The 18,005-nt window shown below is 63.2% G+C and carries 17 protein-coding genes and 1 tRNA gene; 12 read left to right on the forward strand and 6 right to left on the reverse strand.

Annotated features, from left to right (window positions below; genetic code table 11):
• From aprA to BGO62_RS07320, 6 genes are all read left to right on the forward strand, one after another.
• Nucleotides 1-1,922: adenylyl-sulfate reductase subunit alpha (aprA, locus tag BGO62_RS07295; protein ID WP_296640776.1), on the forward strand; the 1,922-nt coding region annotated here is incomplete at its 5' end.
• Nucleotides 1,923-2,147: 225 nt separating this feature from the next.
• Nucleotides 2,148-3,059, forward strand: coding sequence for a YkgJ family cysteine cluster protein (locus BGO62_RS07300; protein ID WP_296640778.1), 912 nt, complete (start codon nt 2,148-2,150; stop codon nt 3,057-3,059).
• Nucleotides 3,060-3,063: 4 nt separating this feature from the next.
• Nucleotides 3,064-3,525: a DUF4124 domain-containing protein gene (locus tag BGO62_RS07305; RefSeq protein WP_296640780.1), complete on the forward strand. Its 462-nt coding sequence runs from the start codon at nt 3,064-3,066 to the stop codon at nt 3,523-3,525.
• A 17-nt stretch (nt 3,526-3,542) separates the two neighbouring features.
• Entirely contained in the window at nt 3,543-4,355 is an 813-nt protein-coding gene (locus BGO62_RS07310) for a CbbQ/NirQ/NorQ/GpvN family protein (protein WP_296640781.1), read from the forward strand.
• A 19-nt stretch (nt 4,356-4,374) separates the two neighbouring features.
• On the forward strand, nt 4,375-6,495 hold the full coding sequence (locus BGO62_RS07315; protein WP_296640783.1) for a VWA domain-containing protein: 2,121 nt from the start codon (nt 4,375-4,377) through the stop codon (nt 6,493-6,495).
• Complete coding sequence (locus BGO62_RS07320) at nt 6,492-6,770, forward strand: hypothetical protein (RefSeq protein WP_296640786.1); 279 nt, start codon at nt 6,492-6,494, stop codon at nt 6,768-6,770. The genes BGO62_RS07315 and BGO62_RS07320 overlap by 4 nt, the downstream gene beginning before the upstream one ends.
• Here the strand turns inward: BGO62_RS07320 and cgtA are convergent.
• The 3 genes from cgtA to rplU all read right to left on the reverse strand — a co-directional run bounded on the left by cgtA (nt 6,767) and on the right by rplU (nt 8,509).
• Nucleotides 6,767-7,840 carry an Obg family GTPase CgtA gene (gene cgtA / locus BGO62_RS07325; protein ID WP_296640788.1) on the reverse strand — a complete coding sequence of 358 codons (1,074 nt, stop codon included), beginning with the start codon at nt 7,838-7,840 and terminating at the stop codon, nt 6,767-6,769. The genes BGO62_RS07320 and cgtA overlap by 4 nt on opposite strands.
• 81 nt (nt 7,841-7,921) lie before the next feature.
• Complete coding sequence (rpmA, locus tag BGO62_RS07330; RefSeq protein ID WP_296640792.1) at nt 7,922-8,185, reverse strand: 50S ribosomal protein L27; 264 nt, start codon at nt 8,183-8,185, stop codon at nt 7,922-7,924.
• 12 nt (nt 8,186-8,197) lie between these two features.
• Complete coding sequence (rplU, locus tag BGO62_RS07335) at nt 8,198-8,509, reverse strand: 50S ribosomal protein L21 (RefSeq protein ID WP_018078920.1); 312 nt, start codon at nt 8,507-8,509, stop codon at nt 8,198-8,200.
• Nucleotides 8,510-8,678: 169 nt separating this feature from the next.
• Between rplU and ispB the strand changes: the two genes are divergently transcribed.
• The 6 genes from ispB (at nt 8,679) to BGO62_RS07365 (ending at nt 13,228) form a co-directional block, all read left to right on the forward strand.
• Nucleotides 8,679-9,647 (forward strand): octaprenyl diphosphate synthase, encoded by a 969-nt coding sequence (gene ispB / locus BGO62_RS07340; RefSeq protein ID WP_296640796.1) that lies wholly within the window; start codon nt 8,679-8,681, stop codon nt 9,645-9,647.
• A gap of 73 nt (nt 9,648-9,720) precedes the next feature.
• A tRNA-Pro gene (locus BGO62_RS07345) sits at nt 9,721-9,797 on the forward strand.
• 142 nt (nt 9,798-9,939) lie between these two features.
• The gene (locus BGO62_RS07350; protein WP_296640797.1) at nt 9,940-10,191 is read left to right on the forward strand and encodes a CDGSH iron-sulfur domain-containing protein; all 252 of its coding nucleotides are present in this window, start codon (nt 9,940-9,942) and stop codon (nt 10,189-10,191) included.
• Nucleotides 10,192-10,208: 17 nt separating this feature from the next.
• Nucleotides 10,209-10,811, forward strand: coding sequence for a DUF924 family protein (locus BGO62_RS07355; RefSeq protein WP_296640799.1), 603 nt, complete (start codon nt 10,209-10,211; stop codon nt 10,809-10,811).
• A gap of 82 nt (nt 10,812-10,893) precedes the next feature.
• On the forward strand, nt 10,894-12,951 hold the full coding sequence (gene metG / locus BGO62_RS07360; RefSeq protein ID WP_296640800.1) for a methionine--tRNA ligase: 2,058 nt from the start codon (nt 10,894-10,896) through the stop codon (nt 12,949-12,951).
• Between the two features lie 7 nt (nt 12,952-12,958).
• Complete coding sequence (locus BGO62_RS07365; RefSeq protein WP_296640802.1) at nt 12,959-13,228, forward strand: acylphosphatase; 270 nt, start codon at nt 12,959-12,961, stop codon at nt 13,226-13,228.
• Nucleotides 13,229-13,449: 221 nt separating this feature from the next.
• Here the strand turns inward: BGO62_RS07365 and dnaE are convergent, their stop codons facing one another.
• From dnaE to earP, 3 genes are all read right to left on the reverse strand, one after another.
• Nucleotides 13,450-16,875 (reverse strand): DNA polymerase III subunit alpha, encoded by a 3,426-nt coding sequence (gene dnaE / locus BGO62_RS07370; RefSeq protein WP_296640803.1) that lies wholly within the window; start codon nt 16,873-16,875, stop codon nt 13,450-13,452.
• A gap of 102 nt (nt 16,876-16,977) precedes the next feature.
• Entirely contained in the window at nt 16,978-17,538 is a 561-nt protein-coding gene (gene efp, locus BGO62_RS07375; protein WP_296640805.1) for an elongation factor P, read from the reverse strand.
• A 42-nt stretch (nt 17,539-17,580) separates the two neighbouring features.
• Nucleotides 17,581-18,005 (reverse strand): elongation factor P maturation arginine rhamnosyltransferase EarP (gene earP, locus BGO62_RS07380; protein WP_296640807.1); only part of this gene is annotated, 425 nt, incomplete at its 5' end.

An 18,005-nucleotide genomic window follows, 5' to 3' on the forward strand; every position in this document is an offset into this window, starting at 1 on the left:
TGCGCTGGGCCGACGCCGCCAAGGCGGAGCTGGGCATGGACCTCAAGATCAAGCTGGTCGACAAGGCCGCGATGGACCGTTCCGGCGCCGTGGCGCAGGGCCTGTCCGCGATCAACACCTACATCGGCTCCGAGCAGGATCCCGCCGACTACGCCCGCATGGTCTCCAACGACCTGATGGGTATCACCCGCGACGACCTGGCCTACGACCTGGGCCGCAACGTCGATGACTCGGTGCACCTGTTCGAAGAATGGGGCCTGCCGATCTGGAAAACTGACGAAAACGGCGAGCGCCACGACGGTGCCCAGGGCCTGCCCGCGCTGAAGGACGGCGGCAAGCCCGTACGTTCAGGCAAATGGCAGATCATGATCAACGGCGAGTCCTACAAATGGATCGTTGCCGAAGCCACCAAAAAAGCGCTCGGCATGGATCGCATCGAAGAGCGCATCTTCATCGTCAAGCTGGTCAATGACAAGAACGACCCGAGCCGCATCGCCGGTGCCGTCGGTTTCTCGACCCGCGACCACAAGGTCGTCGTCTACAAGGCCAAGGCCATTCTGTTGGCCGCCGGTGGCTGCGTGAACATCTTCCGCCCGCGCTCCGTCGGCGAAGGTACCGGCCGTGCCTGGTACCCGGTGTGGAACGCCGGCTCGACCTACGCCATGGCTGCCGAAGCCGGCGCCGAGCTGACCATGATGGAAAACCGCTTCGTGCCCGCCCGCTTCAAGGACGGTTACGGCCCGGTCGGCGCCTGGTTCCTGCTGTTCAAGGCCCAGGCCGTCAACGCCTACGGCGAAGTCTACATGCAGAAGAACAAGGAACTGCTGAACGACTACCCCCCCTACGGCCAGGCTGCGGTGCCGGCGTCCTGTCTGCGCAACCACCTGATGCTGAAGGAAATGCAGGAAGGCCGCGGCCCCATCTACATGGACACCGTGACCGCGCTGGCGAAGCTGCGTGAAACCCTGACCCCGCGCGAAGTGAAGCACCTCGAGGCCGAAGCCTGGGAAGACTTCCTCGACATGTGCGTCGGCCAGTGCGGCATCTGGGTGGGCGAGAACATCGAGCCGGAGAAGAAGAACTCCGAACTGATGCCGACCGAGCCCTACCTGCTGGGTTCCCACTCCGGCTGCTGCGGCATCTGGGTGTCCGGTCCGGAAGACGTGGGTGCTCCCACCGACGAAGCGCATGCCGACGCCGGCAAGATCCCGGCTCACCTGCCCAAGGGCTGGAACTGGGGCTATCGCTCGATGACCACGGTCAAGGGCCTGTTCACCGCCGGCGACGGCGTGGGCGCCTCCGGCCACAAGTTCTCCTCCGGCTCGCACGCCGAAGGCCGCATGTGCGCCAAGGCCATGGTCAAGTACTGCATCGACAACAAGGATTGGAAGCCGGAACTCGACACCCCCGTCGAGCAACTGGTGGAAGAGATCTACAAGCCGGTGCGCACCTTCCTCGAGCACAAGGACTACACCACGGCGATCGACGTCAACCCCAACTACATCACGCCCAAGATGCTGCAGTTCCGTCTGCAGAAGATCATGGACGAGTATGTTGCCGGCGTCGCGACCTACTACAAGACCAACGCCAACATGCTGGCCGTGGCCGAAGACAAGCTCGGCATGCTGAAGGAAGACGCCGAGAAGATGCGTGCGAAGGACCTGCACGAGCTGCTGCGCGCGTGGGAAAACTACCACCGCATCCTGACGGCCGAAGCCCACATGAAGCACATCCAGTTCCGCGAAGAAAGCCGTTACCCCGGCTTCTACTACCGCATGGACAAGAACTTCGTCGATGAGGAAAACTGGCACTGCTTCGTGAACTCGGTCTACGACAAGAATTCCAAGCAGTGGAACTGCTTCAAGCGTGCCCACGTGGATCTGGTCGACAAGTCCAAGCTGTTCAAGCCCGCTGCTCACTAATTCGCAAAAATTAGGTAGGCAGCAATCTCCGGGCGCCATCACGGCGCCCGGTTTTTTTCAAACGGACAAAACTGCAAGGCCAACAAGGTTTAGCATCCAGCCGAAAACGCGTACTCTATCTATAAGGACTCCGATGCGCTGACGTGCGAGCCGCATCTCCTACGCATTCCCGACTGTGTGTTGATCAATTTTGAAGTGAGGAGCCAAGCTCCACGAGGTTGAACCATGAACGAAGCCGAATTTAAAGACTTGATCGAAGATTCCCCTTTCGCGGGCAGCCCGGTCAAACCCACCATGCTGGCGGAAGACGCCAAGCTGCAATTCCGCTGCCATCGCGACGTCAAGTGCTGGAATGCCTGCTGCAGCAACATCGACATTCCTTTGACCCCCTACGACGTGCTGCGTCTGAAGAAGCGCCTGGACATGTCGTCGGGCGAGTTCCTCAAGCAGTACTCGGTGCCGTTCGAGATGGACAAGGACGGCATGCCCGGCATCAAGCTGAACCCGGTCGAGGGCGGCACCGCCTGCCAGTTCATGACGCCCGAAGGCTGCGGCGTCTACGAAGACCGCCCCACCGCCTGCCGCTATTACCCGGTGGCGCTGTTGACCATGCGCCGTTCTGACGAGTACGTCGACCGCAGCGCCTACGCGCTGGTGAGGGAAGCCCACTGCCTTGGCCACTTCGAGGACAAGCTCCAGACCATCGAGGAATACCGCCACGCACAGGGTGTTGACGAGTACGACCGGAAAGCGCACGCCTGGCGCCAGCTGGTGGTCAAGCGCAAATCGGCCGGCCCCGCCATCGGCAAGCCGACTCCGGTTTCCAACCAGTTGTTCTTCATGGCGAGCTACGACGTCGACCGCTTCCGTGCCTTCGTCATGAGCCCGAGTTTCAACGACACCTACGACATTCCGGTCGAAATCATGGCGGCGCTCATCGCCGACGACGAAGCCCTGCTCGATTTCGGCCTGAACTTCCTGCGCCACGCGCTGTTCGGCGAAAAATTCGTCGAGGAGCGGCCGGACGCCTACGAGAAGCGCCTCGCCCGTCGCCGCGCCCTGGCCGAGCAGGAGAAAGAAGCCGAGTTCCAGCAAAAGATGGCGCTCGAGGACGACAAGTATTCGGGCGATCATTGAACCGATGCGCCACCTGATCGCGCTGACCGGCATGGCCGCGCTGGCACTGGCGACCGGCACGCAAGCCGCTACGCTCAACAAGTGCATCGATGCGCAGGGCAAGGTCACCTATTCCAACCTGCCCTGCCGCAATGCCCGGGAAGCCCGTACAGTGGAAATCGATCCCGTACCGCTGCCTGACCCGCTACGTGCGCAGCCGGAGCGGATGCAAACTGCCAAACCTGCCGCGCCCGATGCCCGTTCCAACGAACCCGCCAGCCTCCATCTCGACACTCGGCGCACGACGGGCAAACGGACAACGGGCGCCTCTGCGCGCCAGTGCGATGCGATCACCGACAAGCTGGGACGCATATTCGACAAAATGGACCAGGCGCGCCGCAAGGGCTACACGCAGAAGCAGATGGATGCGTGGAACCAGGAAGCCAAAGACCTCGAGCACAAAAAACAGCAGTCCGGCTGTTTCTGAGAATGCCCCTCCCAGCCATGGCTGCCCGCGCCCTCGACCCCGCCCACCGCCTGATCGAAAAAGAGCCCTACTACGAAGCCGTCGGCGATGAAATCCGGCTATTCGAAGCCGCCTACCGGCAACAGATCCCGGTCTTGCTGAAAGGCCCCACCGGCTGCGGCAAGACGCGCTTCATGGAACACATGGCGTGGCGGCTCAAAAGGCCGCTGATCACGGTATCGTGCCACGACGATCTCACCGCCTCCGACCTGGTCGGCCGCTATCTGGTGAAGGGCGGCGAAACCGTGTGGGTCGACGGCCCGCTCACCCGCGCGGTGCGCGCAGGCGGCATCTGCTATCTGGATGAAATCGTCGAGGCGCGCAAGGACACCATGGTGGTGATCCATCCGCTGGCCGACGATCGCCGCACCCTGCCGATGGAAAAACTCGGCCAGATCGTCGAGGCGACACCGGAATTCTGCCTGGCTATTTCCTACAACCCCGGCTACCAGAGCGTGCTGAAGGATCTGAAGCAGTCAACCCGCCAGCGCTTTGTCGCGCTGGAATTCGACTACCCTTCGGCCGCGCTCGAACGCCGCATCGTCGCCGCCGAATCCGGCGTGACCGAAGCCGTCGCCGACAATCTGGTGCGCTTCGCGCAGATGACGCGCAACCTCAAAGGCAGCGGGCTGGAGGAAGGCGCCTCGACGCGGCTGCTGGTGCATGCCGGCAAGCTGATCGCCGACGGCATCAGCCCGGTGACGGCATGCAAATCTGCGGTCGCGCAGGCCGTCACCGACGACGCCGACATGCTGAAAGCGATCCAGGAACTCTCCTCGTCGATTTTCTGAGCCAAAACAGGCATCCGACATGGCGCAGCCGCCGCTTTCCGCCGCAAACATGGAGTCCAGCCTCCACACCTGGCTGGAAACCGAATTCACCTACTTCAAGGTCGAGCAACTCGCCGCCGAGCTCGAACCGCTGGCGCGCGACGAGCAGGACTTCATCCTCGGCTGGATCCGCCGCATCGCCTCCACCCACATCACGCTCGCCTGGCAGTTCGGCCGCCGTGCACCGGCGCTGCTGCCGCGCATGGAGCGACGCCTGCTGGAGGCCTGGGCGGTGCATGCCTGCGACGTCTACGACCGTACCGGCCTGCAGACCGCGCTCAGGGTGATGGAGCAAGTCGACAGCTTCGATGCGGCGCAGCACCGGAACGATGCGGCCGGCGCATTGTTCGACGAAATCGCGCCGGTGCTCGGCAATTTCGTCTGCGGCCTCTCCGGCCGGCGGCTGCGCATCGAGGAAGGCGATGCCGCCTGGACCGACGGCGAGCGCATCGTGCTGCCGCCATTGATCGCCGCACTGCCGGATCCGGACGATAACTTCCAGCTCGCCAAGGCCACCGTCGCACTGCTGTGGGCGCAAACCCGCTTCGGTACCCTGCGCATCGACCATGCAGGCGTCGCGGCCCACTATGCCGACCCGGAACGCGCGCTCGCCCGCCTTTACGCACTGGAAACGCTGCGGCTCACCGCGCGCATCGCGCGTGAGCTGCCCGGCCTGCACCGCCAGATGCAGCGTCTGCGCGCGCAGCTCGACCCTGAACTGTCGCCCGGCTGGCAGCGTTTCGAAACCGCGCTCGCCGCCGACCATGCCACGCTGGACGACAGCCTGGCCCTGCTCGGCGCCGCCTACGCCGAAGCCGAATGCCCGCAATGGAGCGACCAGGGCAGCCTGCGTCCGGAGGCGATTGCCGCCGCCCGCGCCGCCCGGCTGGACAAGGAGAAGGCGCGGCTGCGCATCAGGCTGGCCGAGCTGCTGGAAGAGCACCAGGCTGCGCAATCCGACCCGCAGGCAGCGCCCGCAACGCTGCCTGCACTGAATGCCGAGCCGCACGACGAAAACGGCCGGCTCGACGTCGAGATCACCCTCGACGGCGCGCCGCTGGCGCCGCCCGACGACGTCAGACAGCTGCTCACCTCGGTCTATCTCGACTTCGGCGGGATCCCGCCGGAATATCTCATTCCGGCGGGCGACGGCGAATACGACCCGGAGCGCGTGTTCGACCAGCCCGAGGATCCCGATGCCGTATGGCATGGCACCTATCATGAAAAGGGCGCCGAGCTGTATCCCGAGTGGGACCACGGCCGCCAGCATTACCGCAAGAACTGGTGCGTGATGCGGGAAAAAACCGTCACCCCGGCGCACGACAGCTTCCATCACGACACGCTCGTCAAGCACGCCGGCGTGGTCAAGCACCTGCGCAGGAAATTCGAGGCGCTGCGCGACGAAAACCGGATCGAGAAGCGGCAGATCCAGGGCGACGAAATCGATCTCGACGCGCTGATCGAGGCGCTCGCCGATGCGCAGGACGGCCGCGAAATGAGCGACCGCCTGTTCGTGCGCCTGCACCGCGCCGAACGCAACATCGCGGTGGCCTTCCTGGTCGACATGAGCGGCTCCACCAAGGGCTGGATCAACGAAGCCGAGCGCGAGGCGCTGATCCTGCTGTGCGAGGCGCTGCAACTCCTGGGCGACCGCTACGCGATCTATGGCTTTTCCGGCACCACGCGCAAGCGCTGCGAGCTGTTCCGCATCAAGACCTTCGACGAAGCCTACGGCGACGAGGTGAAGGCGCGCATCTCTGGCATCCGTCCACAGGAATATACCCGCATGGGCTTCGCGCTGCGCCACATGACCAAGCTCTTGAATCGGGTCGAGGCCAGGACCCGCGTGCTGGTGACGCTGTCGGACGGTCGTCCGGACGATTATTTCGATGTCTACCGCGGCCAGTACGGCATCGAGGACACGCGCATGGCGCTGCTGGAAGCGGCACGCACCGGCATTCACCCCTTCTGCGTCACCCTCGACCGCGATGCGCGCGACTACTTGCCCCACATGTACGGCGCGGCGCGTTACATCATCCTCGATGACGTGCGACAATTGCCCATCAAGGTCACCGATATTTACCGACGCATCACGACATGAGTCTGGACGAACTCAAGATAGGGCATTTCTACAGCAACGGCGCCTACGGCCGCACCTGGGGCGTGCGCCAGCTGGCCGAAATCGCCGCCGACAGCGAGACCGGCGAGGCGGTGGTTCGCTTCAGGGGAATCGCCGGCACCTGCCGCCGCAAGAAAGGCCATTGCAGCCCGGCAGAATTCGCCCGCTGGGCCAAGTATCAGGTTGCGCTGGTCGAAAACGACTGGAAACGGGTCGGCGGCGACGCGCCGTCCTCCGCCGAATCCCCGGCAGTTTAATCGGCGGCGGGCAGGTCCGCGGCCGACGCGCCAGCCGCAGGCTCATCCTCGAGCGGCCTCGACTGCGTGCCCAGATAATCCATAATCGCATAGCTCAGCGCGCTGCAACCGGTGCCATCCAACGCTGAAATCGCGAACACCGGCCCCTGCCAGCCGTAGTCCGCCACGAACTTCGCCACCACGGCCTCGCGTTCGGCCTCATCCACCATGTCGAGCTTGTTCAGCACCAGCCAGCGCGGCTTGTCGTAGAGCTGCTGATCGTACTTGCGCAGTTCCTCGACGATGGCACGCGCCTCGTGCACCGGGTCGCCGGCCTCCCAGCGCGGCGAAATGTCGACCAGATGCAGCAGCAGCCGCGTGCGTTGCAGATGCCGCAGGAACTGGTGGCCCAGGCCGGCGCCTTCCGCCGCGCCCTCGATCAGCCCGGGAATGTCGGCGATGACGAAGCTGCGTTCGCTGTCCACCCGCACCACGCCCAGATTGGGCGCCAGCGTGGTGAACGGGTAATCGGCCACCTTGGGACGTGCCGCCGACACCGCGCGGATGAAGGTCGATTTGCCCGCGTTGGGCATGCCCAGGAGGCCGACGTCGGCCAGCACCTTCAACTCAAGCGCCAGCTCCCATTCCTCGCCAGGCTCGCCCAAGGTGTGCTGGCGCGGCGCGCGGTTGACGCTCGACTTGAAATGCAGGTTGCCCAGACCGCCCTTGCCGCCTTTTGCCAGGCAGACCTTTTGCCCGTTCTCAGCCAGATCGGCCACGACTTCGCCGCTGTTGATGTCGGTGAACACCGTCCCGACCGGCACGCGGATGGTCAAATCTTCGCCGCCCTTGCCGTAGCATTGCGCGCCGCGCCCGCCTTCGCCATTTTGCGCCTTGAAAGTGCGCTTGAAGCGAAACTCGACCAGGGTGTTGATATTGCAGTCCGCCACCGCGTACACGCTGCCGCCACGGCCGCCGTCGCCGCCGTCTGGACCACCCTTGGGAATGTATTTTTCACGGCGAAACGATGCACTGCCGTCGCCACCCTTGCCGGCCAGCACCTGAATTTTCGCTTCGTCGATGAATTTCATATCGGTTTTTCCAGAAACAAAAAAGCCCCATCCGGCGGACAGGGCTTTTTGGCGGCCGAGTCGGACTCAGCTCAAATCAATTCAAGCCGCAACCGGCTCGATACGAACCACACGGCGGCGGGCAGCGCCCTTGATCTCGAACTTGACCGTGCCGTCCGCCTTGGCGAACAGGGTGTGGTCCTTGCCGATGCCGACGTTGTCTCCAGGATGGAACTGGGTGCCGCGCTGACGCACGATGATGTTGCCCGCCAGAACCAGCTCGCCGCCGTAGCGCTTCACGCCAAGACGTTTCGACTCCGAATCGCGACCGTTACGCGAACTGCCGCCTGCTTTCTTGTGTGCCATGTTATGTGCTCCTTATGCGGTGATGCCGCCGATTTGTACTTCGGTGAAGTACTGACGATGGCCCTGGCTCTTGCGATAATGCTTGCGGCGGCGCATCTTGAAAATCTTGATCTTGTCGCCACGAGCCTGGTTCAGCACGGTGGCTGTGACCGTTGCCCCACGCAGCATGGGAGCGCCCATTTTGATGTCGGCACCATCGCCCACCATCAGCACCTGATCAAAGGTGATTTCGCTGCCGATCTCGGCTTCGAGCTTTTCAATTTTAAGTTTGTCGCCGGCGCTCACGCGATATTGCTTGCCGCCGGTTTTGATGACTGCGTACATGGGGGGTCTCCAACCAATACGAACCCAGGAAAGCGCGAGATTCTAGCGGCGAACAAACAACGAGTCAAACGATTTAATCCAGCCGCCACACGATTATCCGGCCGCAAGCGGTGAAAAACCACGCCCGGACTGCTAACATCACGGGTTTTTCCCTATACAAGCCCTTACCGTGTCCCTGGAGAGTCTGCAATCCTATCTGGCCGACGACATGCACGCCGTCGATCATGTCATCCGCCAAAGCTTGCATTCCGACGTGGCGCTGATCCGTCAGGTCTCGGAATACATCATCAACAGCGGCGGCAAGCGGCTGCGTCCGGCGCTGGTGCTGCTATCCGCGGGCTGCTTCAATTATTCGGGGCGCGCCCATTACGAGCTTGCCGCGGTGGTCGAGTTCATTCACACCGCCACCCTGCTGCACGACGACGTGGTCGACGAATCCGAACTGCGGCGCGGCCGTGAAACCGCCAACGCCCTGTTCGGCAACGCTGCCAGCGTGCTGGTCGGCGACTTCCTCTATACGCGCGCCTTCCAGATGATGGTGGGGGTCGACAGCATGGAGGTCATGCGCATCCTGTCCGATGCCACCAACGTCATCGCCGAGGGCGAAGTGCTGCAGCTGCTCAACTGCCACGACCCCGACATCGACGAAGAAAACTATCTGCGCGTCATCCGCTACAAGACCGCCAAGCTGTTCGAGGCCGCGAGCCGGCTGGGTGCCGTCATCGGCGGCGGCACCGACGAGGAAAAGGACGCGCTGGCACACTACGGCATGCACCTCGGCACCGCATTCCAGCTGATCGACGACCTGCTGGACTATTCCGGCGACTTCCTCAAAACCGGCAAGAACATCGGTGACGACCTGGCCGAAGGCAAACCTACCCTGCCACTGCTGTACGCGATGAAGCACGGCACCCCGGAACAGGCCGCCAGCATCCGCCAGGCCATCGAACACGGCGGCCTCACCGAATTCCAGAGCGTGCTCGCCGCAATCAAGGATACGCGCGCCCTGCAATACACCCGCGAAGCCGCGCAGCGGGAAATTCAGATGGCAAATAATGCAATTTCTGCATTACCTGATTCAAAATCCAAATCAGCTTTGCTACAATTAGCGGCTTTCGCGGTTGAGAGAAGTTTTTAACCGCGCTGTTTCAGGATTTCCCGGTAGTTCTTCAAAGGGGTTCAGCACATCACTGGACCCGCCATATCTGCCTCGGGGTGTAGCTCAGCCTGGTAGAGTACTGCGTTCGGGACGCAGGAGTCGGAGGTTCGAATCCTCTCACCCCGACCATGAATTCTCATTCATGACAGCCGACAGCACTTCCCGGTGCACGATCCGGCCTCGTCACACCAGCGTCAATTGCCACAAAAACCGTACGGATTTCAAAGCGCCCAATACCGCTAGAATGGCGCTTTTTGCACAGGAACAAGCCATGTCCGACCCCGTTGTCTATGACCGCAACCCCGCTGAAATCGAACTCGAACCTGGCGAATACTGGTGGTGTTCATGCGGCCGTTCGATGACGCAGCCGTTTTGCGACGGTTCGCATGAAGGCAGCGGGATCGAGCCGATGCCGTTCGTCATCAAGGAAAAAACGACGGTATGGCTGTGCAACTGCAAGCACAGCAAAGACAAGCCGTTCTGTGACGGCGCGCACAACGAACTGCCCGACGACCTGTTCTGAGCCGCACTAAGCCCGCCATGACAGACGCCTCCGAAAGCGTGCTCGCTTTCTGGTTCGGGCCGCCCGGCAGCGCGGCCGAGGTGGCCGGGCGGCAGCGCAGGCTGTGGTTTGGAAAATCCCCGGAAAACGACCGGGCGGTGATTGAGCGCTTTTCCGGCACGCTCGTTGCCGCAGCCGCAGGCAAGCTCGACCACTGGACTGCCACGCCGCGCGGACGGCTGGCGTTGTTGATCGTGTTCGACCAGTTCCCGCACCACATCCACCGCGATCAGCCACAGGCATTCGCCACCGATCCGCAGGCGCTGGCCTTGAGCCTGGATGCGCTGGCGGCGGGCGAAGACCGGCAACTGGCACCGATCGAACGGGTGTTTCTCTATCTGCCGCTGGAGCACGCCGAGTCGATTGAAATGCAGGATCGCTCGGTGTCCCTGTATGAACAGCTGGCACGCGAGGCGACTGCCGACGAGCGCGCACTGTTCGATGGTTTCCTGGATTACGCACGCCGGCATCGCGACGTCGTCGCGCGCTTCGGCCGTTTCCCGCATCGCAATGCGATTCTGGGGCGGCCGTCTACGGATGAAGAAACCGGGTTTCTGAAACAGCCCGGCTCGCGTTTTTAGCGTATCGCTGAAGGACTCCACGGCCTGCTGGCGTTAAAATGGCGGATTCTTGTGCCCCTTGGGTATCCGCCCGGCTGTTTCCATGTCCCGCCAAATCCTCGTTACTTCCGCCCTGCCCTACGCCAACGGCAGCATCCACCTCGGCCATCTGGTCGAATACATCCAGACCGATATCTGGGTGCGCTTCCAGAAGATGCGCGGCCATGACTGCCGCTACATGTGCGCCGACGATACCCACGGCACCGCGATCATGCTGCGCGCGGAAAAGGAGGGCATCACCCCGGAAACGCTGATCGGCCGGGTGTGGGACGAGCATACGCGCGACTTCGCCGGCTTCCACATCGGCTTCGACCACTACTACTCGACGCATTCCGACGAGAACCGCGAACTGGCCTCAACCATCTACCTGCGCCTGAAGGAAGCCGGTCTGATCGAAATCAAGACGATTGCGCAGCTGTTCGACCCGGTGAAGAACCTGTTCCTGCCGGACCGCTTCATCAAGGGCGAATGCCCCAAGTGCGGCGCGGCCGACCAGTACGGCGACAACTGCGAAGCATGCGGCGCCACCTACAGCCCGACCGAACTGAAGAACCCGGTATCGGCGGTGTCGGGTGCGACGCCGGTGCACAAGGATTCCGAGCATCACTTCTTCAAGCTCGGCGCGTGCGAGGCCTTCCTGCGCGAATGGACGACCTCGGGCAGCCTGCAGGAAGAAGCCGCCAACAAGATGCAGGAGTGGTTCGCCTCCGGCCTCAACAACTGGGACATCAGCCGCGACGCACCCTACTTCGGTTTCGAGATCCCCGGCGCACCCGGCAAATATTTCTACGTGTGGCTGGATGCCCCGGTGGGCTACATGGCGAGCTTCGCCAAATACGCTGCGGATCACGGCCTCGACTTCAACGCCTGGTGGGACGCCGATTCCAAGACCGAACTGGTGCACTTCATCGGCAAGGACATCCTCTATTTCCACGCCCTGTTCTGGCCGGCGATGCTGAAATACTCCGGCCACCGCCTGCCGACGGCGATTTATGCGCACGGCTTTTTGACGGTGAACGGACAGAAAATGTCGAAGTCGCGCGGCACTTTCATCACCGCGGAAAGCTATCTGGCACAGAAGCTCAATCCCGAGTGGCTGCGCTACTACTATGCGGCCAAGCTCAACGGCAGTATGGAGGACATCGACCTCAACCTCGACGATTTCGTCGCGCGGGTGAATTCGGACCTGGTCGGCAAGTTCATCAACATCGCCAGCCGCACCGCCGGCTTCATCCACAAGAACTTCAACGGCCAGCTCGCCGACGGCGTGGAAAATATCGAGCTCATCGGCGCATTCCAGGCTGCGGCCGATTCAATCGCCGCGCATTACGAAGCGCGCGATTACGCCAAGGCCCTGCGCGAGATCATGGCGCTCGCCGACCGCGCCAACCAGTACGTGGCCGACGAAAAACCCTGGGAACTGGCAAAAAAACCCGAAGCCGTCTATCGCCTGCACGAGGTCTGCACCGTCGCGCTCAACTGCTTCCGCCTGCTGACCCTGTACCTGAAGCCGGTGCTGCCGAAACTCGCCGAGCAGGTCGAGGCCTTCCTCGACATTCCGCCGCTGGCCTGGGACGATTCCCAGAGCCTGTTCATCCGCCGCCGCATCAACGCATACAGCCACCTGATGACCCGCATCGACCCCGCCACGATAGCCGCCATGGTAGACGCCAACAAACAGAATCTCGAACCCACGCCGGCCCCCGCGCCGGTGCGCCACGCCGAAGCCCAGGCGCACGCCACGCAGCCGGTGGCCACCGCGCCAGTATCTGAAACCATCAACATCGACGACTTCGCCAAGATCGACCTGCGCATCGCGCGCATCGCCGAGGCCTCCCACGTCGAAGGCGCCGACAAGCTGCTGCGGCTGACGCTCGATCTCGGCGAACTCGGCACCCGCCAGGTGTTCGCCGGCATCAAGTCGGCCTATGCGCCGGAAGCGCTGGTGGGTCGGCTCACCGTGATGGTCGCCAACCTCGCGCCGCGCAAGATGAAGTTCGGCATGAGCGAAGGCATGGTGCTGGCAGCTTCCGGCGACGCGCCGGGGCTGTTCATCCTGTCGCCCGACAGCGGCGCGCAGCCGGGCATGAAGGTGAAGTGACACCGGCGTGAAAACACAGCGCCTGCGCATCCATGGCCGCGTGCAGGGCGTGTGGTATCGCGAGTCGATGCGGCGCGAAGCTGAACGGCTGAATGTGGCCGGCTGGGTGCGCAACGCGCCCGATGGATCGGTCGAAGCGGTGGTTCAGGGCAGCGCAGCAGCGGTCGACGCGCTGATTCAATGGGCACGCAGCGGACCGCCGTTGGCGCGGGTGGAGCGCATCGAGCTCAGCGAAACGTGCGGCCGGTTCAGCGGGTTCGAGAAACGGGTCGATTAGCCCGGCGCCGGGATGCCGCCTCGCCCTCGCCCAGGCAGCAGGCAAAAAAATGCCCGGCTCAGGAGCCGGGCTGAATATCCACCAAAGGAGGAGGATTGGAGGAGACAACACCGAGTGCTATTGCAGCGACCTCAGCGTTATTAGAATAATCTAATATAATTGATTTCATGTCAACACCTTTTTGAAAAAACTTCAGCCGGGATTCCCGCGTCGCCCGGCATTCAGTAAATCACGTTCACGGCTTCGGGCTTCAGCCAGCCTCCCAGCGACTCGAGCAGCCGGTCGTCCAGGCGCACCCGCCACTCCTCACCCAGGCGCACACGGCAACACGCGCCAGGATTGCAATAATCGACCCATACCGGACACCCCCCCTCCTGCGCCTTGTAGGGTGCGAGCAATTCAGCCAGTTTGCGGCCGCCTGACTGCCCGTTGCACGTCAGCCGCAGGCCCTGGGCAAAGCGGGTGCGCGCGCCGGCGAGGTCGTAGATCCGCTCTGCCGTCACCCGCACGCCACCCGAGTAGTCGTCGCGGTTGACCTTGCCCTCGATGACCAGCAGGGTGTCGTCCTTCAGCAGATGGCGATTTTGCTCGTAAAGCTCGTTGAAGATCACCACCTCGACCTGCGCGGTGGCGTCGTCCAGCAGCAGGATCAGCATCTTGCCGCGGCGCGTCATCTGGGTGCGCAGCGACACCACGATGCCGGCCAGCATCACCGGATCGCGCGAGGGCTCCAGGCTATCGAGCTGCCTTTTGGCGAAGCTGGACACCTCGGCGAGGTAGGAGGTGAAGGGGTGGCCGCTGAAGAAGTAACCGAGCGCGGACTTTTCCTGCAGCAGTTTCTCCTGCTCCGGCCACACCGGAACCTCGACCAGTTCCTCGCCGCCGCCATCCAGCGCTTCGCCGAACAGGCCCACCTGGCCGCCGCTGCGCGCCGCGCGGTCGGCGGTTTCCAGCGCAGCGCCGACCGACGCCATCAGGCTTGCGCGATGGTCGTTGAGCGCGTCGAATGCGCCCGCCTTCACCAGCGCTTCGAGTACACGGCGGTTAAGGTAGCGCTTGTCGACGCGCCGTGTCAGGTCGAACAGCCCCTTGTACGGGCCGTTGGCCTCGCGCTCGGCGACGATGGCGCCGATCGCCGCTTCGCCGCTGCCCTTGATCGCACCCAGGCCGTAACGGATCTCGGTTTTGCTGACCGGCTCGAAACGATAGACCGACAGGTTGATGTCGGGCGGCAGCATGGTCAGCCCGTTGGCACGGCAGTCCTCGTAGAACACGCGCACCTTGTCGGTGTCGGACATTTCCGACGACATCGTCGCCGCCATGAATTCGGCCGGGTAGTAGGCCTTGAGCCAGGCGGTGTGGTACGCCACCAGCGCGTAGGCCGCCGAGTGCGACTTGTTGAAGCCGTATTCGGCGAATTTCTCCATCAGGTCGAACAGGCGTTCGGCGACCTTGGTGTCGGCCCCGCGTTTGGCCGCGCCTTCGAGGAAGATCGTGCGCTGCTGGGCCATTTCCTCGGGTTTTTTCTTGCCCATGGCGCGCCGCAGCATGTCGGCGGCACCGAGGCTGTAGCCCGCCAGGATCTGCGCCACCAGCATCACCTGTTCCTGGTAGACGATGATGCCGTAGGTCGATTTCAGCACCGGCTCGAGGTCGGGGTGGAAATACTCCGGCTTCTGCTTGCCCTGCTTGCGCGCGATGAAGTCGTCCACCATGCCGGAGCCGAGCGGGCCCGGCCGGTTCAGCGCCATCAGCGCGATGATGTCCTCGAAGCAGTCGCCTTTCAGCTTCTTTTCCAGATCCTTGGCCGAACGCGATTCGGACTGGAACACCGCAGTGGTGTTGCCGGCGGCAAACAGCTTGTATACCGCCGGATCGTCGAGCGGCAAATCCTCCAGGCGGAAATTTTTGCGGTCCTCGTGACGCTGCACGAAGCGCACCGCCTCCGCCAGGATCGTCAGCGTGCGCAGGCCGAGAAAGTCGAACTTGACCAGCCCGATCGCCTCGACGTCGTCCTTGTCGAACTGCGACACCGCCGCGTCCGAGCCTTCGGCCTGGTACAGCGGGCAGAAATCGGTCAGCTTCCCCGGCGCGATCAGCACCCCGCCGGCGTGCATGCCGACGTTGCGGGTGATGCCTTCGAGCTTTTCCGCCAGCGGCAGCAGTTCGGCGAGCTCCTCCTCGTTACGTGCGCGTTCGTCGATCTGCGGTTCCTTCTCGCGCGCCTCGGCAAGGCTGATGCCCAGCTCGTTGGGCACCAGCTTGACGAACTTGTCGACGAACAGATACGGCAGGTCGAGCACGCGGCCGACGTCGCGCAGCACCGCCTTGGCCGCCATGGTGCCGAAGGTGGCGATCTGCGACACCGCCGCGTGGCCGTACTTGTCCTTCACGTACTGGATCACGCGGTCGCGCCCATCCTGGCAGAAGTCGATATCGAAGTCGGGCATCGACACCCGCTCGGGGTTGAGGAAACGCTCGAACAGCAGGTCGTAGGCCAGCGGGTCGAGGTCGGTGATGCGCAGGCTGTAGGCGACCAGCGAACCCGCGCCGGAGCCGCGCCCCGGCCCCACCGGCACGTTGTTGTTCTTGGCCCAGTTGATGAAGTCGGCAACGATCAGGAAGTAGCCGGGGAAACCCATCTGGATGATCGTGCCGAGTTCGAATTCGAGCCGTTTGGTGTATTCCGGCAGTCTTGCGGCGCGCTGGGCTTCATCGGGATAAAGCTGGGCCATGCGTTCGTGCAGGCCTTCGAAAGCGCGCTGCCGCATGTAGTCGTCGAGACTCATGCCGCCGGGGGTCGGAAAATCGGGCAGCCGGCTCTTGCCGAGTTCCAGCGTAAGGTTGCAGCGCTTGGCGATTTCCACGCTGTTCTGCAAGGCTTCGGGCAGGTCGGCGAACAACTCCGCCATTTCGTCCGGCGTCTTGAAATACTGCTCGGTGGTGAACGGCCGCGGGCGCCGCGGATCGCCCAGCATCATGCCTTCGGCGATACAGACACGCGCCTCGTGCGCCTTGAAATCGTCCGGCGCGATGAACTGGATCGGATGGGTGGCGACTGCCGGCAGGTTCAGCGCCGCGCCGAGGTCGAGCAGGCCATCGATCAGGCGTTCGGTATGCGGCTGGCCGAAGCGCTGCAGCTCAAGGTAATAGCGTCCCGGGAACAGCGCGGCCCAGGCTTCGGCGGCAGCGCGCGCGACAGCGGGCTTGTCGTCGAGGATAGCCTGTGCGACGTTGCCGGCGTCGCCGCCCGACAGCGCCAGCAGGCCGTCGGCGTCCTCGGCCAGCCAGGCCGGGTCGATTTCGGCGCGGCCGCGGTGGAGGTTTTCCTGATAGGCGCGGGCCAGCAGTTCGCACAGGCGGCGATAGCCCGCGCGGTGCTGCACCAGCAGCAACAGGCGTGAGGGTCGGTTCCTGTCCGCAGCATTGGTCACCCATACGTCGCAGCCGAATACCGGCTTGATGCCGGCGCCGCGCGCGGCGCGATAGAACTTCACCCAGCCGAAGGTGTTGGAAAGATCGCTCACCCCGAGTGCCGGCATGGCCGTTTCGCGCGCCCGTCCCACCGCCTCGCCGATCCGCACCAGGCCATCGGTGACGGAATACTCGGTATGCAGACGAAGATGGATGAAACGCGGATCGGTCATGGGGCGGGCACGCGGAAACAGCCCGCTATTTTAACGCCGGGGGCGGACAGCAAAAAACAAAAGGCAGCCGAAGCTGCCTTTTTCATGGACAAGTACCGGAACTCAGTTGGCGCGGCGCTTGAACTCGTTGGTGCGGGTGTCGATCTCGATCATGTCGCCGATCTCGACGAAGGCGGCCACCGGCAGTTCGAACCCGGTGGGCTTGATGCGTGCCGGCTTCATCACCTTGCCCGAGGTGTCGCCGCGCACGGCGGGCTCGGTGTATTCGACCTCGCGGATGACGGTGGTGGGCATCTCGACCGAGATCGCTTTGCCATCGTAGAACACCACTTCGACCGGCATGCCGTCGTCGAGATAGTTCAGCGCATCGCCGAGGTTCTCGCCTTCGACTTCGTACTGGTTGTACTCGCCGTCCATGAACACATACAGCGGGTCGGCGAAGTAGGAATAGGTGCATTCCTTGCGGTCGAGGTTGACGGTTTCGAACTTGTCGTCGGCGCGGTAGACGCTTTCCATGCCGGAACCGTTGAGGAGGTTCTTCAGTTTCATTTTGACGACGGAGGCGTTGCGGCCCGATTTCGAGAATTCGGCCTTTTGCACCACCATCGGGTCTTTGCCGATCATCACGACGTTGCCGGCGCGGAGTTCCTGTGCGATTTTCATGGATGTGTCTGCTGCGGTAGCTGTTAAATTTTAGAAAACTCGCTATCTTAACTTATTTTCCACAAAGTCAACCAGGGTGTCGGTCAAGCGTCCGGCTGCGGCGAGCCGCCCGGGCCAGCCGTGTGCATGGTGCTCGATCGGGCCCTGCTGCGCCCGCCACGCTGCCCAGCATTGCGCCATACCCGGCGTACCGGGCTGGCCGTTCCAATGCTGCCACATATCCGCCACCGCCCGCGCCGCCGCAGCGTCCAGCCCCGCCGTGTAACGCGCCAGCAGCGCATCCAGCTTGACCCAGTGCGCCGCCCCGGCCTGCGGATAGGCCTGCCAAACCAATGGATGCGCAGCCCACTGGGCCCGCACGCAGGAATCTTCGCCCCGCACAAAATTAAGGCCACACGCCCATAACAGGCAGTCGTACGTGTCCTGATCCAGAAACGGCAAAATGCGCACCCGCAAGGCACCGCGCC

The organism is Thiobacillus sp. 65-1402, assembly GCF_001897685.1.
GTDB lineage: Bacteria > Pseudomonadota > Gammaproteobacteria > Burkholderiales > Thiobacillaceae > Thiobacillus.

What these genes read in the sequence shown, in the direction of transcription:
- rplU (WP_018078920.1), bottom strand. Translation starts at nt 8,509, where the DNA reads ATGTACGCAGTCATCAAAACCGGCGGCAAGCAATATCGCGTGAGCGCC.
- rpmA (WP_296640792.1), bottom strand. Translation starts at nt 8,185, where the DNA reads ATGGCACACAAGAAAGCAGGCGGCAGTTCGCGTAACGGTCGCGATTCG.
- BGO62_RS07305 (WP_296640780.1), top strand. Translation starts at nt 3,064, where the DNA reads ATGCGCCACCTGATCGCGCTGACCGGCATGGCCGCGCTGGCACTGGCG.
- efp (WP_296640805.1), bottom strand. Translation starts at nt 17,538, where the DNA reads ATGAAAATCGCACAGGAACTCCGCGCCGGCAACGTCGTGATGATCGGC.
- BGO62_RS07310 (WP_296640781.1), top strand. Translation starts at nt 3,543, where the DNA reads ATGGCTGCCCGCGCCCTCGACCCCGCCCACCGCCTGATCGAAAAAGAG.
- BGO62_RS07355 (WP_296640799.1), top strand. Translation starts at nt 10,209, where the DNA reads ATGACAGACGCCTCCGAAAGCGTGCTCGCTTTCTGGTTCGGGCCGCCC.
- BGO62_RS07320 (WP_296640786.1), top strand. Translation starts at nt 6,492, where the DNA reads ATGAGTCTGGACGAACTCAAGATAGGGCATTTCTACAGCAACGGCGCC.
- BGO62_RS07300 (WP_296640778.1), top strand. Translation starts at nt 2,148, where the DNA reads ATGAACGAAGCCGAATTTAAAGACTTGATCGAAGATTCCCCTTTCGCG.
- dnaE (WP_296640803.1), bottom strand. Translation starts at nt 16,875, where the DNA reads ATGACCGATCCGCGTTTCATCCATCTTCGTCTGCATACCGAGTATTCC.
- BGO62_RS07315 (WP_296640783.1), top strand. Translation starts at nt 4,375, where the DNA reads ATGGCGCAGCCGCCGCTTTCCGCCGCAAACATGGAGTCCAGCCTCCAC.
- metG (WP_296640800.1), top strand. Translation starts at nt 10,894, where the DNA reads ATGTCCCGCCAAATCCTCGTTACTTCCGCCCTGCCCTACGCCAACGGC.
- cgtA (WP_296640788.1), bottom strand. Translation starts at nt 7,840, where the DNA reads ATGAAATTCATCGACGAAGCGAAAATTCAGGTGCTGGCCGGCAAGGGT.
- BGO62_RS07350 (WP_296640797.1), top strand. Translation starts at nt 9,940, where the DNA reads ATGTCCGACCCCGTTGTCTATGACCGCAACCCCGCTGAAATCGAACTC.